This is a genomic window from Nocardia sp. NBC_00881 (assembly GCF_045207455.1).
In the GTDB taxonomy this organism is placed as follows: domain Bacteria; phylum Actinomycetota; class Actinomycetes; order Mycobacteriales; family Mycobacteriaceae; genus Nocardia.
In genome coordinates, this window is record NZ_CP108798.1 from 3,418,389 (window position 1) to 3,431,710 (window position 13,322).

Sequence of the window (13,322 nt, forward strand, 5' to 3'; positions counted from 1 at the left end):
TCTTTCCCCTATGTCACCCCCTCAGAGCCAGCTGTCTCGAGCATCGGCCGCGACCGATACCGAGGTCGTCATGGCGATAGCGCACATCGGGCGAGAGCTGAAGTCGCGCGAACGCGAGATCACCGAGGGAATGACTGCCCTGATGGCCCGTGAAATCGATCATCTCGACGATGATCCACAGCTGGTGGAAATGCTCGAGGCAAGTGTGCACGGCAACGTTGCCACCGTCATCCACGTACTGATCAACGATATTCCCGTCGACCATCTCCAACCCACCACCGCAGCCGTCGAATACGCGCGCCGGCTGGCCCAGCGCGACGTTCCATCCAACTCTCTGGTACGGGCATATCACATGGGCCAGCACGCGATGCTGCGCATCTGCCATGACGAGATCGCCGGGCGCGGATTGCCCGCGCCGCTGACACTGGCCGTCATCAAACGACTCACCGAGATCATCTATAGCTACGTCGATTGGATCACGCTCTACGTCTTCGATGCCTACGAAGCCGAACGCACTCGGTGGATGAATGCCCGCGGCAGCGTGCGCTCCGCTACCCTGCACGCGGTACTCTCAGCCGACAGACCCGATACCTCCACCTTCGAAACCGAGACCGGTTATCGGCTGATGCAAACCCACCTGGCGCTCATCCTCTGGCGCCCAGGCCCTGAGCAACCGAGCACACTCAATATGCTGGACACTCAGGCGCGGGCGATCGCCAAGGCCCTGCATACCAACGGCCCTCCGATTGTCACGGCCATCGACCGACGAACAGTCTGGGCGTGGTTACCGTTCGGCCGATGCCACCCTGCCACCGATACCACCAAGCTGCGCGCGGTGGTGGACCTCACCGACGGGACGCGGCTGGCCGTCGGACTGCCCAGCCACGGCCTGGAAGGATTCCGCCGCTCGCATCAACAGGCTGGTGCCGCCTACTTCATTGCGACCGTGCCCGGTGCCTCGTCCCCGCATCCCGTCATCGGATTCGGGGACCCGGGCGTCGCAGCGGTCTCCCTCCTGGCCAAGGATCTGGGTTCCACCAGAGCCTGGGTTCGGGAGGTTCTGGGGGAACTCGCCGAGGACACCGACCAAGCGGCGACGCTGCGCCTCACGCTCAGCACCTACTACGCCAAAGGTGAAAGCCATGTGCACACCGCCCAGAGTCTCACCGTGCATCGCAACACCGTCAAATACCGAATCACGAAGGCAATCGCGGCAACCAGCAGCGCCGCACCGTCCGACAAACTCGATATCGCACTGGCCTTGCAGGTGTGCCGTCTCCTCGGCGCGGGTGTTCTTCGTCGGCCCCGCGACGATGCCCGCTGACTATCCTGATCGCGGAGGCGGAGGCTGTATTCGGTACCCACGAATAGCGTCAGCGGGGCGAACCGACCGCGTGGGGACGCCGTCCAATTTCCGCCGGTTGCGGCTCAGGTGCGCTGTTAGATTCGGGGGTTGTGGAATTGAACAATAAAGACATCGTCATCGCCGCTTGGCGGTCGTTCGCTCAACACGACGCGGAACGGATTGCCGAGTTCTTCAGCGACGACGCCGAGTGGGTCGCACCCGCAGGCAATGCCACCGCGATGGCGCTGAACGTGCCCAGCCACATGGTCGGGCGACAGGCAATCGCGCGCTTCATAGCCGACGATTTCCCCCGACTGTTCACGCGGGACGTCGACATCGACTTCCGCGGGCTCTACGCCGACGGACACCGGGTGATCGTGGAGGAGACGATGACCGCGACCCTGGCGAATGGGAATTCGTACGTCAACGACTACTGCTTCGTCTTCGAACTGCGCGACGGGCTCATCCGCCGGGTCCGCGAATACATGGACACTGCGCGAGGCCACCATATGGTGTTCGGCGAGCAGGTATCCGCCGGATAGCCAGAAGTACCAGAAGGAGTTGCCGCACGTAGTGGCGCATGATGCGCGGAACTCGAACGGTCGACCTGGCCCGTCGACCGGCCGGGGCTGGTCGACACTGGAAACTCTGCGCGGCACCAGCCACACCGGGGCCGTACGACAGCAAAGGCAGTTCGATTCACGCTACAGCCGGATTGCGCGTGGATGCGCCTCGCCTTCCGGGAGGCGTCGCCGACGGCGTTACGGCTGGCTGACCAACCAGCAGGCGACACCGCCATGATGGGAGCAGGTGCCCGCGCGGTGTCGGCTGAAACTGTAGGTGCCGTCCTTGCAGTGGGCGCTTGCCCCGTCGGGCGCGGGACGCACACGTGGTCGGCGTTTACGTATTCGCCTGCGCCGCAGGCGACCAGGGCTGGCGCGGCGGTGGCTTACGGGGCCAGGACCGAAACCAGACCCACGCCGGCGGTGAGCACTGGGGCGGGTCACCCTCTACCGGCCAGGTCCGCGTGCCGACACCGACGCCAGGTTCCCGCACGCGGGTCCGTTGCTGACCCGCAAGCTGAATCTGCCCTGATCGCTGAGCACTACGACGACTTGCTGCGGCCGGCCGGTTCGGGGCGCGGTGTCAGTCGCGGGTCTTGGCAAGCAGTTCAACGATCTCGGTGGTGGAACCGGTCTCGCCGAGGAGAGGGAAGATCCGTTCAATGCTGTTGCGGTGCAACTCGATATCCAAATCGGCCATGGCGTCCGTCGCGAGCATGACGTGGTAGCCGTGTTCGTAGGCGGCGCGGGCGGTCGACTCCACGCCGATGCTGGTGGTGAGCCCGGATAGGACGATCTGTGTGACGCCGCGGCGGCGCAGTTGCAGGTCGAGGTCGGTTCCGTAGAAGGCACCCCAGGTGCGCTTGGTCACTGTGATGTCGTCAGGGTGGCCGGCGAGGTCATCGACGATGACATCCCAGCCGTGGGGCAAGGAACCGGGCAGGCTCGGGATTTCGTTGCGACCTGGCGCGGCATCCGATCCGTCCGCACGGGCCGTGACCCGCACCAGGACGACCGGGGCGCTGCATTCGTGGAAGGCGCGGGCCAGCTCGACCGCCCGGGCCACGACCTCGGAGCCGGTATAGGGGACCGTGGGAGCGTCGACGATGGCGTTCTGCAAGTCGATGATGACCAGCGCGCTGGACGAGTCGAGTGCGGTGACAGTCATGAATTGTGCCTTTCTGCATGGGCGGCTCTGCCGCGGGTGTCTCACGTGTGGCTCGGGCCAGTTCTTGCTGTTGTCGCGTGGCTGCATCTGAAACCTGTTGGCGGCCTCTTTCCTTGGCTTCGGCGAAAAACCGGCTGCCTGTGGTTGGGCATGGGCTGTTGCCACCGAAAGGTCGGGTGTAAGTGGGAAATCCTGGCGGCGGGGTAGCAGCAGCGGGCTGGCGAGGATCAGCAGTCCGCGATCGTGCTCGAACAACGCACTGTTGATTTCTTGTGATCAAAGCAAGGACAGAGGGGCGGAATCAAACAACTGAGCTCGCGGCGAGCCACAACGATACGTTGTACATGTACGGTTGCTGCCGTGGATCTCACCGCCGCGCGCACCTTCGTCGCAGCCGCGGACGCCGGCCAGTATCAGGGAAGCTGCCGCGGCGTTGTCGATCACTCAGCAGGCGGTCTCCAAGCGCATCGCGACTCTGGAGAAAGATCTGGATGTGGGCTTAGTGCAAAGTGCTGCGGCAGGTGAGGCAAAGTGCTGCGGCAGGTGAGAATGTGAGCGGTGCCAGCCACCAGGCGGAAAGCCTCCACCTGGCGACCCCCGGACAGGAGCCAACCAGCAACGGCGCGCGCGAGATCGGCCACCGTGCGCGCACTGGGCGCGGGCCTGGCGAGCGCCGGGTGGCCCAGGCCGGTCAGGACCCCAACCTGCCGACCTGCTCCTGGCCGAACCTGGCGTGCGGCCAGGAGACCGATCTGGCCCCCGGCGGCCAGACCAACCTCACTCCGGGCGCCCCCGCCGACCTCACCCCCGGCTCATCGACCGAGAGCTCCGGCTACTGATCACAGAGCCGACGTGCGGCCCCGCCACACACGGCTGTCCGGCACGGCCCGCGCGGGCGTCGCCTCAACCGGCATTCATAGTGGTCTGCTGAGCCACGGTGATGCGACGGCGGCGCGATGGGAGCATCGACGTCGGATGCGAGATGCTCCAGGCCGCGCTCTTGCAGACCAGTTCTTTGAGGCGCGCGGCTGACCTGCCGGTGAAGGCGGACGACTTGGGCTGGTCGTCGGGGGTGACCCACTGCACCATGGCGTCGCGGCGACCGAGACTGATGCACTGGCCGGTGTAGCCGATCGCATTGCGGGGCACTCCGCGGCCGGTCAGACGTGCGGCGATGGCGTCGGCGGCCTGGTAGGCCGTAGGAACGCCGGAGGCGCAGGACATCCGCAACGGTTCGCCGCTCGCTCCGGGTGCGAGTGCGGCGTCGCCAACGGCGTACACGTCGGGGTGCGAAACCGACCGCATCGTGTCGTCGACGATGATCTGCCCGGACGGTGAGACCCGCAGGGTTGTGGCCGCGGCGATGGGATGCACGGCGAAACCGGCCGTCCACACGGTCGCCTGGGCCGCGATCGTGCGCCCCTCGGCGGTAACGACGCCGCTGGCCTGGACGTGCGCGATGTCGGTGTTCTCGTGCACGGTGATGCCGAGCCGGTCGAATGCCTTGCGCAGATGCCGCTGAGCCTTCTCGCTCAGCCAGTCGCCGACGCCGCCGCGAGCAGCGAGTGCGACGTGGAGGTCCGGGTGGGCTTCGGCGATCTCGGTAGCTGCTTCGATGCCGGTGAGGCCACCGCCGACGACCAGTACGGGCGAGCCTGCGGGCAGGACTGTCAACTGGTCTCGCAGCCGCAGCGCGGACTGCTTGCCGGCGATGTCGTAGGCGTGCTCGGCCACGCCGGGGACACCGCAGTCGGCGGCGGCGCTGCCGAGGGCGTAGACGAGAGTGTCGTAGGCGATCCTGCCGGGGCCGGCCGCGTCGATGATGTCGACGATCTTGCGTTCGGCGTCGACGGCGGTGACCCGCGCCAGTACCACTCGCACGCCCGTCCCTGCGAAAACGTCGGCCAGCAGGCGGCGCTTCAGGTTCTGACCGGTCGCGAGCTGGTGCAGGCGGACCCGCTCGACGAACTCCGGATCAGTGTTGACGAGGGTGATCTCGGTGCCGGCGGGGTGCAGCCGCTTGGCCAGGCGACCGGCGGCGTTGGCTCCGGCGTATCCGGCCCCGAGGACGACGATGCGGTGGGTCATGGTCTCGCTCCTGTCTGGGTGGTGTTCGCTTTCTGAACCGGGCAGCGGCTCGAAACCTGACAGAAGTGGACTGTGATCTAGGTCACCAGTTTTCGATGAGGGGGCCACCGTGCTCGAACGTGGCCCACTGGCGCGTGGCGCGGTCGAGCTTGGCGGGGTTGGCCTGGGTGTGGACGGCCGCGATGCCATCGGTCGTCACCTCGAGGGTGATGACGCCGACGATCCGGCCGCCGGCCACGATCACCAGTGCGGGCATGCCATTGGCCATCGCGGCGAACAGGGCAGCTCGGCCGCCGATGGTCTCCCACTTGGCGGCGGTGGGCTCGAACAGTCGCCGCAGGAACCGCGCCACCCGCAGCGCGCCCGTGATCGGCTGCGGCAGAGACACGACCACGCCGCCACCGTCGCCCACGCTGATCGCATCATCGGTCAGCAGCCGCACCAGCGAGTCGGTGTTGCCGCTCAGCGCCGCTGCGAGGAACTCCTCGACGATCCTGCGGGCGACGGCCTCGTCGACCTCCACGCGGGTTCGGTCGGTAGCTACGTGTTGCTTCGCGCGCCGGTAGATCTGCTGACAGTTCGCCTCGGTGAGGTCGAGGATTTCGGCGATCTCACCGTGCGAGTATCCGAATGCGTTGCGCAGCACGTAGACCACGCGTTCCTTGGCCGTCAGCCGCTCCATGAGCCTGAGCATCGCGATCGAGACCGATTCGCGCTGCTCGACGGTGTCGGCCGGGCCGAGCATAAGGTCCGTGGCGAAGACCGGTTCCGGTAGCCACTGGCCCACATATGTCTCCCGCCGGGACCGGGCCGAGGCGAGCTGGTTGAGACAGATGTTGGTGAGCACCTTCGTCAGCCACGCCAACGGCGTCTCGATGAACTCACGATCGGCAGCCTGCCAGCGCAGGAACGTCTCCTGCACCGCGTCCTCGGCGTCGCTCGCCGAACCCAACAGGCGATACGCGATCGCTTCCAGACGCGCCCTGGCGTTCTCGAACACCTCGACCTCATGCGTACCGACCAGCATGGACCGAAGTCAACCACGGAACGTGGCAGACCGCCGACAGGCGAAATCGACCCATATCTTCAGCAGCCGATAACCACCAGGTGTCGAGGACCGCAGGATCCGCTCGCCCAGCGCGGGAATCCACTCCACATGCTCGCCCGACCTTACCGACGGCCAGCAGGATTTCGCGGGATCGGACTCGGCGGTGTCGTTACCGGAGAGCAGCGCATCCGCGCGGAGGCAGAGGAGAATCGGTGGCCAGTCGGCGGGTCGTGATGGACTGATACCTGCGTCAGGTGATGGCCACCCGCCAGTAGGAGTGGTCGAAAACCATTGTGTGCGAGCCGCGTCAGCACGGTAGTTATCGACGATGACCCAGACCCTGCCACCTTGGCCCGACGACCCACCAACCTGGGGGTCAATCGTCCTACGGGAGTATACCGATCACGACTCTCACCTCGCAGCCGAGTTGGCACAGGATCCATATATCCCGCTCATCGGCAGCTTGCCGGAGTCCCCGACCCCGAACCAGGCACTCGAGTGGGTGCGTCGGCAACGGGGCCGCCATGCCGAAGGAATCGGGCTGGCCTTCGCCATCGCCGATACCGAAACCGGCACTGCTGTCGGCAGCGTCGGTCTATGGCTGAAAGATCTGCAGGATGGGCGCGCGTCAGCAGGCTACTCAGTGGCACCGCATCGCCGCGGTCGCGGCATAGCCAGCAGCGCGATGCGCGCTCTGACGACATTCGCCTGGACGATCCCGGCCCTGCATCGGATCGAGCTCCACATCGAACCGTGGAATGCGAGCTCGATACACGTCGCTGAGACGGCAGGCTACCTACGAGAAGGCCTCCTACGAAGCCACCAGGCTATCGGCGGCACACGCCGCGACATGCTCCTTTACGCCACAACCAGAACGCAGACCAGCCCGGCAACCTGATGCGTAGATCCTCGCGGTCCACGGACCTTAGTTCGGGGCCGAGTTCTACGGGGCCCCTACTGAGCCGGCTCGGCCGCCTCGTCAGCCGACCTGGCCGGCCCACCGCAGAACACCTCCTTGACGAGCCGCTGCGTCGCCTGCTGGAAGACCGCGGACAAGGATAGTTCGGCGTCGTCCACATAGTTCAGTGCGGCGGTCAGGGTCTTGCTGCCGTCGGGCGTGCTGTACATCAGCGCCGCGTGGCCACCGTGGCCGCCGTTGTGGGTGATGACGGTGCCCCCGCAGCTCGTGTCCTGCACGAACACCCCCAGGCCGTAGCCGACCTTGGGATGCGGCGTGCACATCTCGGCCAGCAGTGGGGCCGGCAGGAGCTTGCCGCCTACGAGCGCGGAGAGGAAGGTGTGCAGATCCTCGGTGGTCGAGATCATGTCACCACCGTTGGAGATCCAGGACGGGTTCTGGCGGGTGACGTCGACCGTCTTCTGCTGGCCGGCGTCCTCGTACCGGTAGTAGGCGTGGGCGTGCGGCTCGGGGATCTCCGGGTTTGTGCCCGGCGCCACGGTGCCGGGCATCCCGAGTGGCCCCAGAATCAGCCGCTGTATCTCCTCGGCGAACGAGCGGCCGGTGACCTTCTCGATCAACAGCTTGGCCAGCACGTAGTTGGTGTTGGAGTAGCTCCAGTCCGTGCCTGGCTCGAACCGCGCCGGCTTGGACAACGCCAGCCGTACCAGCTCCTCCGCCTGGTAGGTCTTGAATCGGTTGTCCACCCATTCCTGGCCGGACCAGGCGATCCCCGGCGCGGTCGTCCCGTCGTTGTAGTACTCGCCGGTGAAGTTGAACACCCCCGCTGGTGTGCTGCAGCAGCATCCGCACCGTGATCCGCTCGTCCAAGCCGAACTCGGGCAGGTAGTCGGCCGTCGGAGTGTCCAGCCCGATCTTGCCCTCGGCCACCAATTGCAGCACCACGGTCGCGGTGAAGGTCTTGGTGTTGCTGCCGATCCGAACCCGCCCGTTGATCGGCGGCTCGGCGCTCTCGCCCAGCTCGGCCACCCCAGCGCTGCCGACCCACTCGCCCCGTTCATCGTGCACGCGCAGCGTCATTCCGACGAAACCTGAATCGACGATGTCCTCGATGGCCTTCTGCAACTCGGGGCGATCCTGCCTGGCAGCGGCCTCCGGCACGGCCCCGCTGTCCGCGGTAGCCAGCCCGGCGGCGTCGAGGGCTGCGGTGATCTTGCGGGTCATCTCGGCCACGGCGGGGTTGGATTGCCCCTTGTGGATCCGGGTGGCGGCGTCGACGGCGACGAGGACGGTGCCGCGAAAGTTGTCGGCTTCGGCCGGATCCTGCTTCTCGAGCAGGCTCACCGCTGCCGTCAAGGCAGGTAGCACCTGGTCGGCGAGTTCGGCTACGGTCTTGCCCTTCAGCTTGATGTCCTTGGACTTCGCGGCGAGTACGTGCCCGACCAGGCCGGTCGCCGACGTCAGGGCGATGGAGCCGTTCGTGATGGCCTTGTGGGGCGAGCCGGCGGCGGCCATCAGCGAGACGGCGCCGTACGCGGCAGTCCGCAGGGTGGCCTTGTCCTGGTCGGTGGCCTTCCGCCAGTACCCCTGAGTGGCGAACTGGCCATTGAGGTAGACCACGGGAACACCGGCACCGCCGCTGTCGGTGTCAGCGAAGTGCTGCTCTTCGTCATGGCAGCAACTATCAGCGTCTGGGCTGACACCACCCTGACACGAGCCAGACACGGCCACTGACACGGTGTTCCCCCTGGCCAGGCCAGAGCGCTGCGCGGCTACTGACACCATATTGCCGCCGGGGCCTACGACGCCTGGAACACCGAACGATACGAACGAGGCGAGACCGACCAAGGCAATTCGAAGTCCTACAACCCCGTTTGTGAAGCCCGGACCCGTTGTAACGATTGTGAGGGGAAAGATTTGGTGTGGCAGTTCAGTATTCGACCGGATCGACGGGCGACTGCGCGGCCGGGTCGGCTCGTGACCGTGTCCAAAGTTTGGCCAGCAACACCAGCGCTGTCACCACTACGACGTGTGCTCCGAAGAGTGCCAGCATCGGAAGCGCGAAGCCCTCGTCGGTGAATGCGCCGCGCTCGCCCACGCAGTACAGGGTGTAATTGACCGACGTGCCCTCCGAATCGTGCATGGTGTCCGAGACGACCATCGGCTCCGTCGCGGACGAACAAAAGAGGGGTGCGGTCAATGTGGCTTCGCCCGGCCAGATCGCTACCGGAACCACTGTGGTGAGGACGCCGGCGGCAACACCGGTCGAGGCTGCGGTCACCAGGAATCGGGTCATCGATTACACCTGCTGCATTCGCAGGAAGGTGCCAGTGCGGTCGAACTCGGCGATCATCTCCGACCGTGGTGATACCACATTGGTGACTATCCGGATCTCGCTGCCGAAACGGCTCACCACAATCGCGTTCACCTGCCCGTCGGGAAGTCCGCTCTGGGTGCGGGCGGTGTCGACGATGTCCTCGATCTGTGACAGGCCGGTCACTTCGCTGAGGTTGAAACCCTCGCCGTCGAGGTCGTCGAATGCCGAAACCCGCACCGGCTGTGCGGAACCGAGTGTGGCGAGGGTGAACGAATAGTCGTCGAGTTGCCGGGATCGGTCCGGGTGGCGGATGCGTAGGCGGAGGGTGGGTTCTCGTGTGGCCAGGTCGTCGCGTCCGGTGAGGAACCGTGTCACTTGATTCGGCTGATTGTTCAGGACCAGCCGGAACTGGGTCGAGTTCGGTGCGGTGAGGAGGATGACGTTCGCCTGCGGGTCGGTGGTGCCCAGTCGCTTGGAGAGTGCGGCGATGGCATCGCGTGGCAGTGTGTTGACGAGTCCACCGCCGCGTGTGCGTATCTGCTGCTCGAAGTCCGCGCGGTCGACCGCACCGAGACATCCGCTGGTGCCGACCACGGTCAGGCACATCAGGATCGGAAGCCAGCTGCTACGGCGCATACCCCGAATGCTAGAGGCGGATCTCCGATTATGGTGTGTCGAGCACGGTCCTCCCCGCCACTGTCCCACCGCGCCAAACTTTTACACCACCTCTGGAGGCAGACCCGATCGTTCACGCTGGGGCTGGGCTCGCGGGCGAGCCGGTCCGTCGAGTACACGATCACCGTGTCGCCGTCACGGACGTACTCGATCAGCTCGTCCAATTGCGGTCGAGCGGTGTCCTTCCCGGAAGCCTTGTCGGTGAAGGTGCGTTCGACGTCGACCTCCCGTTGGATACGCATTCATTCCCTGACTAGAGTCAGAGAATGAATGCGAAACAAATCGATCGTGTGCGGCGGTTCAATCGCACCGTCACCGAATGCGTGGGCGTGCTCCACGACCACTACCTGGGCCGGGATCGGCCCATCGGCGAAGCCCGGCTGCTGTGGGAGATCGGCGACCAAGGGCGGGACGTACGGTGGTTGCGAGAGCGTTTGGGCCTCGACTCCGGGTATGTCAGCCGACTGCTGCGTTCCCTGGAGACCGACGGCTTGGTGACGGTCGAGCCGCATCCTCGCGACAGGCGTGTCCGTACCGTTCGGCTCACCGCCGCCGGCTGCGCTGAGCGCGCTGTGCTCGACCGCCGCAGCGACGAATTGGCCGGCTGTCTGCTCGAACCGCTCAACGCCGCCCAGCGCGCCCGGCTGGTCGCCGCCATGACCGAGGTCGACCAATTATTGACCGCCACGACGGTCACGCTGGACGCCGTCGCTCCGGATCACCCCGACGCCAGATTTTGCCTGCGCTCCTACTACACCGAGCTGCAGGAGCGCTTCGAGACCGGTTTCGACCCTGCGCAGAGCCTTCTGCCTGACGCGGGCGAATTGCAACCTCCGCGCGGCCTGCTGCTGGTCGCCCGGCTGTACGGCGAGCCTGTCGGTTGCGCCGGCCTGAAGCTGCCGCCCGATCGGGCGGCCGAGATCAAACGCATGTGGGTTGCGCCCCACGTCCGGGGTCTCGGCCTCGGCCGCAGGTTCCTGGCCGAACTGGAGGCACAGGCTGCCCGGCACGGTTGCGATGCACTGCGCTTGGACACCAACAAAGCGCTCACTGCCGCCATCAGCCTGTACCGCTTCTATGGCTTTCAAGAGATCGCCGCCTTCAACGAGGAGCCGTACGCCCATCACTGGTTCGAGAAGCGGATCACCACATCATCGTCAGAGTGAAAACCACATCCACATGAAGGTTGCGCCCTCCGGATTCGGGACCCGAGTTCTCACTAGCTGATCGTTGCCTATGGCAACGCCTCGCCCATGCACTTGACATTGTCACTGTGTCAAGGCCTTCACTGGCAGTCGGAGGTGGTCCCCATCAACTCGACACACAGGAGTCCACAGGACATGCGATTACTCGACGCATTGGCAGCTGAGAACTCGTCAACGCGGCTCGAGGTGGCCCTGACAGCCGGCACGCATCCCGAGCCCGGTTTCGTCGATGCGCTCGTCGAACGGTGCGCGGTCGAGCCAGACTTCTTCGTGCGCGACATGCTCACATGGGCGCTGACCCGTCACCCGTCGGAGATCACGGTTCCGAAACTCCTCGCGGAACTTTGTTCCGAGCGCGCTCAGGCCCGGAGCCAAGCGTTGCACACTCTGTCCAAGATCGGGGACCCGACCGCCTGGTCGGCGATCACGCGGTCGTTGCTGCACGACGCCGATGACGAGGTCGCGCGGAGTGCGTGGCGCGCTGCCGTCGTTCTCGTGCCCGACGGGCAGAAGGAAGGCCTGGCCGGGGAACTGGCCATGCAGTTCGGCCGTGGTGATCGAGAAGTCCGGCGGAGTCTGAGCCGTGCCCTCGTCACGCTCGGAGACGTGGTCGAGCCGACCCTTCGGACGGCGATGGCAAGCCACGACCCGACGGTGCGGGCGCATGCGAGCGCCACGCAGCGGCTCCTGCGCGACCCGGATGCCGGATTCGACCTCGCAGTTGAGGAAGCGAGACGGGTGGTCGCGCTCGGTCCGGATCGAGAGGAGACAACCGCGTGCTGATCGGCGAGGTGGCGCGCCGCTCGGGGGTGAGCGCCCGGATGCTCAGGCACTACGACACCCTCGGGCTGGTGCGACCCACAGGCCGCACCGTGGGTGGCTACCGGGAATACTCCCCCGACGACATCCGGCGGATCTTCCACGTCGAGGGGCTACGGTCCCTGGGATTGTCACTGAGCCAAATCGGACGCGCCCTCGACGATCTCGGATTCACGCCCTCCGCACTGGTCGGCGACCTCATCCGAAAGACCGAAGAACGACTGAACCGGGAGCGAGAACTCCTCGAGCATCTGCGTATGGTCGATGCGGCCGAGCCCTCCGGTTGGCAAGAAGTCCTGCGCATCGTCGAGCTTCTACACGGACTCGGTTCGCAGAGTGCCGCCCGGCGGCAGCAGGCCGCCCTCGCCCCGGCCGAGGACCTGTCGATGCCCGCCGAGCTGCTGGCCGAGGCGGTCCTCACCGAAACCGATCCGAACGTTGCCGGGGCCCTGCGGTGGGCCCTCGCGCGGGCCGGCGGCGACGGTGTGACGAGCGTGGCATCCGGCATGGCCTCAGAAGACGTCGACGTCCGGCGCCGCGCGGTCCTGGCGCTCGCGGAGCTACCGGGCGACGAGGCGACCGCGGTGCTCACGGACGCGCTCGGGGACGCGGACACGACGATCCGCAGACATGCTGCGCTCGCGCTGGGTGCGCGGGGCGTGCCCCTGGCCGTGCCGGCACTCGTCGGCACGGTGGTCGAGGGCCCGAACGATGTCGAGGCGGCCGAGCTCTTGGGAAAGTTGGCACGGGACGCGAAGTGGGCAGACTGGATCCTGGGTGCGCTGGTCGACGAGCTCACCGCACACGCAGCGGACCCGGCGGTGCGGATGCGACTGACCCAGGCACTCGCCGAGATGCCGGGGACTATCGCGCTGGAAATCCTGCAGCAACTGGCCTACGACAATGATCGGGTTGTGGCCCTGATCGCCTCGGCTCTCGCGAAAACGCTCGAAGAACGGCTGGACGAGAAAGCCTGAGACACCGCAGATAGGCCCGGGAATCCTGAAGCTGGCCCCAGCCGCAAAGAGTTTTTATCGACACAATGCGGGAGCGAGCGACCCGGCCCTCCGCACCACACCCAACCTCCACGCCGACATGATCATCCACGCGGTGATGCAGTAATCCCTCGCGCCGAAAAGGTTTCTCGAAGCCCGCCCCGACCGCATTCTCCCACT

At 66.0% G+C, this 13,322-nt stretch carries 16 protein-coding genes and 2 pseudogenes; 9 read left to right on the forward strand and 9 right to left on the reverse strand.

Annotated features, from left to right (window positions below; genetic code table 11):
- Positions 1-10 precede the first annotated feature (10 nt).
- A complete protein-coding gene (locus OH799_RS14005) occupies positions 11-1,324 on the forward strand; it encodes a PucR family transcriptional regulator (RefSeq protein WP_406280305.1) in 1,314 nt (437 codons plus the stop codon).
- A gap of 131 nt (positions 1,325-1,455) precedes the next feature.
- Positions 1,456-1,887, forward strand: coding sequence for a nuclear transport factor 2 family protein (locus OH799_RS14010; RefSeq protein WP_406280307.1), 432 nt, complete (start codon positions 1,456-1,458; stop codon positions 1,885-1,887).
- Positions 1,888-2,106: 219 nt separating this feature from the next.
- Here the strand turns inward: OH799_RS14010 and OH799_RS14015 are convergent, their stop codons facing one another.
- Positions 2,107-2,352, reverse strand: coding sequence for a DUF3761 domain-containing protein (locus OH799_RS14015; RefSeq protein WP_406280310.1), 246 nt, complete (start codon positions 2,350-2,352; stop codon positions 2,107-2,109).
- A 139-nt stretch (positions 2,353-2,491) separates the two neighbouring features.
- Positions 2,492-3,076 carry an isochorismatase family protein gene (locus tag OH799_RS14020; RefSeq protein ID WP_406280312.1) on the reverse strand — a complete coding sequence of 195 codons (585 nt, stop codon included), beginning with the start codon at positions 3,074-3,076 and terminating at the stop codon, positions 2,492-2,494.
- A gap of 433 nt (positions 3,077-3,509) precedes the next feature.
- On the opposite strand from OH799_RS14020, the gene OH799_RS14025 reads away from it, so the two are divergent.
- Positions 3,510-3,623 carry a hypothetical protein gene (locus OH799_RS14025; RefSeq protein WP_406280314.1) on the forward strand — a complete coding sequence of 38 codons (114 nt, stop codon included), beginning with the start codon at positions 3,510-3,512 and terminating at the stop codon, positions 3,621-3,623.
- Positions 3,598-3,915: a hypothetical protein gene (locus OH799_RS14030; protein WP_406280316.1), complete on the forward strand. Its 318-nt coding sequence runs from the start codon at positions 3,598-3,600 to the stop codon at positions 3,913-3,915. The genes OH799_RS14025 and OH799_RS14030 overlap by 26 nt, the downstream gene beginning before the upstream one ends.
- Positions 3,916-3,979: 64 nt before the next feature.
- Here the strand turns inward: OH799_RS14030 and OH799_RS14035 are convergent, their stop codons facing one another.
- A complete protein-coding gene (locus OH799_RS14035) occupies positions 3,980-5,164 on the reverse strand; it encodes an NAD(P)/FAD-dependent oxidoreductase (protein ID WP_406280318.1) in 1,185 nt (394 codons plus the stop codon).
- Between the two features lie 82 nt (positions 5,165-5,246).
- Entirely contained in the window at positions 5,247-6,191 is a 945-nt protein-coding gene (sigJ, locus tag OH799_RS14040; RefSeq protein WP_406280320.1) for an RNA polymerase sigma factor SigJ, read from the reverse strand.
- Between the two features lie 349 nt (positions 6,192-6,540).
- Between sigJ and OH799_RS14045 the strand changes: the two genes are divergently transcribed.
- Positions 6,541-7,110, forward strand: a complete 570-nt coding sequence (locus OH799_RS14045; protein ID WP_406280322.1) for a GNAT family N-acetyltransferase — start codon at positions 6,541-6,543, stop codon at positions 7,108-7,110.
- Between the two features lie 56 nt (positions 7,111-7,166).
- Here OH799_RS14045 and OH799_RS14050 read toward each other — a convergent pair whose 3' ends face one another.
- Together OH799_RS14050 and OH799_RS14055 are read right to left on the reverse strand one after the other, a co-directional pair.
- Positions 7,167-7,952, reverse strand: coding sequence for a serine hydrolase domain-containing protein (locus OH799_RS14050; RefSeq protein ID WP_406280324.1), 786 nt, complete (start codon positions 7,950-7,952; stop codon positions 7,167-7,169).
- Positions 7,948-8,355, reverse strand: a pseudogene (locus OH799_RS14055) (serine hydrolase domain-containing protein); the annotation flags it as partial. The gene OH799_RS14050 and the pseudogene OH799_RS14055, both read right to left, overlap by 5 nt.
- On the opposite strand from OH799_RS14055, the gene OH799_RS14060 reads away from it, so the two are divergent.
- Complete coding sequence (locus OH799_RS14060) at positions 8,243-8,722, forward strand: hypothetical protein (protein WP_406280326.1); 480 nt, start codon at positions 8,243-8,245, stop codon at positions 8,720-8,722. The pseudogene OH799_RS14055 and the gene OH799_RS14060 sit on opposite strands and share 113 nt — an antisense overlap.
- A 339-nt stretch (positions 8,723-9,061) precedes the next feature.
- Here the strand turns inward: OH799_RS14060 and OH799_RS14065 are convergent, their stop codons facing one another.
- The 3 genes and pseudogenes from OH799_RS14065 to OH799_RS14075 all read right to left on the reverse strand — a co-directional run.
- Positions 9,062-9,427 (reverse strand): hypothetical protein, encoded by a 366-nt coding sequence (locus OH799_RS14065; RefSeq protein WP_406280328.1) that lies wholly within the window; start codon positions 9,425-9,427, stop codon positions 9,062-9,064.
- A 3-nt stretch (positions 9,428-9,430) separates the two neighbouring features.
- On the reverse strand, positions 9,431-10,084 hold the full coding sequence (locus tag OH799_RS14070) for a hypothetical protein (RefSeq protein ID WP_406280330.1): 654 nt from the start codon (positions 10,082-10,084) through the stop codon (positions 9,431-9,433).
- A gap of 131 nt (positions 10,085-10,215) precedes the next feature.
- Positions 10,216-10,341 (reverse strand): annotated as a pseudogene (locus OH799_RS14075) (recombinase family protein); the annotation flags it as partial.
- 48 nt (positions 10,342-10,389) lie between these two features.
- Between OH799_RS14075 and OH799_RS14080 the strand changes: the two are divergent.
- The 3 genes from OH799_RS14080 to OH799_RS14090 all read left to right on the forward strand — a co-directional run bounded on the left by OH799_RS14080 (position 10,390) and on the right by OH799_RS14090 (position 13,124).
- The gene (locus OH799_RS14080) at positions 10,390-11,289 is read left to right on the forward strand and encodes a GNAT family N-acetyltransferase (protein WP_406280332.1); all 900 of its coding nucleotides are present in this window, start codon (positions 10,390-10,392) and stop codon (positions 11,287-11,289) included.
- A gap of 174 nt (positions 11,290-11,463) precedes the next feature.
- A complete protein-coding gene (locus OH799_RS14085) occupies positions 11,464-12,111 on the forward strand; it encodes a HEAT repeat domain-containing protein (protein WP_406280334.1) in 648 nt (215 codons plus the stop codon).
- The gene (locus tag OH799_RS14090; RefSeq protein ID WP_406280336.1) at positions 12,105-13,124 is read left to right on the forward strand and encodes a MerR family transcriptional regulator; all 1,020 of its coding nucleotides are present in this window, start codon (positions 12,105-12,107) and stop codon (positions 13,122-13,124) included. Before OH799_RS14085 ends, OH799_RS14090 begins: the two co-directional genes overlap by 7 nt.
- Positions 13,125-13,322 lie beyond the last annotated feature (198 nt).

Coding starts and splice junctions, on each gene's coding strand:
- OH799_RS14005 (WP_406280305.1), top strand. CDS start 11: ATGTCACCCCCTCAGAGCCAGCTGTCTCGAGCATCGGCCGCGACCGAT.
- OH799_RS14020 (WP_406280312.1), bottom strand. CDS start 3,076: ATGACTGTCACCGCACTCGACTCGTCCAGCGCGCTGGTCATCATCGAC.
- OH799_RS14035 (WP_406280318.1), bottom strand. CDS start 5,164: ATGACCCACCGCATCGTCGTCCTCGGGGCCGGATACGCCGGAGCCAAC.
- sigJ (WP_406280320.1), bottom strand. CDS start 6,191: ATGCTGGTCGGTACGCATGAGGTCGAGGTGTTCGAGAACGCCAGGGCG.
- OH799_RS14045 (WP_406280322.1), top strand. CDS start 6,541: ATGACCCAGACCCTGCCACCTTGGCCCGACGACCCACCAACCTGGGGG.
- OH799_RS14060 (WP_406280326.1), top strand. CDS start 8,243: ATGGCCTTCTGCAACTCGGGGCGATCCTGCCTGGCAGCGGCCTCCGGC.
- OH799_RS14065 (WP_406280328.1), bottom strand. CDS start 9,427: ATGACCCGATTCCTGGTGACCGCAGCCTCGACCGGTGTTGCCGCCGGC.
- OH799_RS14070 (WP_406280330.1), bottom strand. CDS start 10,084: ATGCGCCGTAGCAGCTGGCTTCCGATCCTGATGTGCCTGACCGTGGTC.
- OH799_RS14080 (WP_406280332.1), top strand. CDS start 10,390: ATGAATGCGAAACAAATCGATCGTGTGCGGCGGTTCAATCGCACCGTC.
- OH799_RS14085 (WP_406280334.1), top strand. CDS start 11,464: ATGCGATTACTCGACGCATTGGCAGCTGAGAACTCGTCAACGCGGCTC.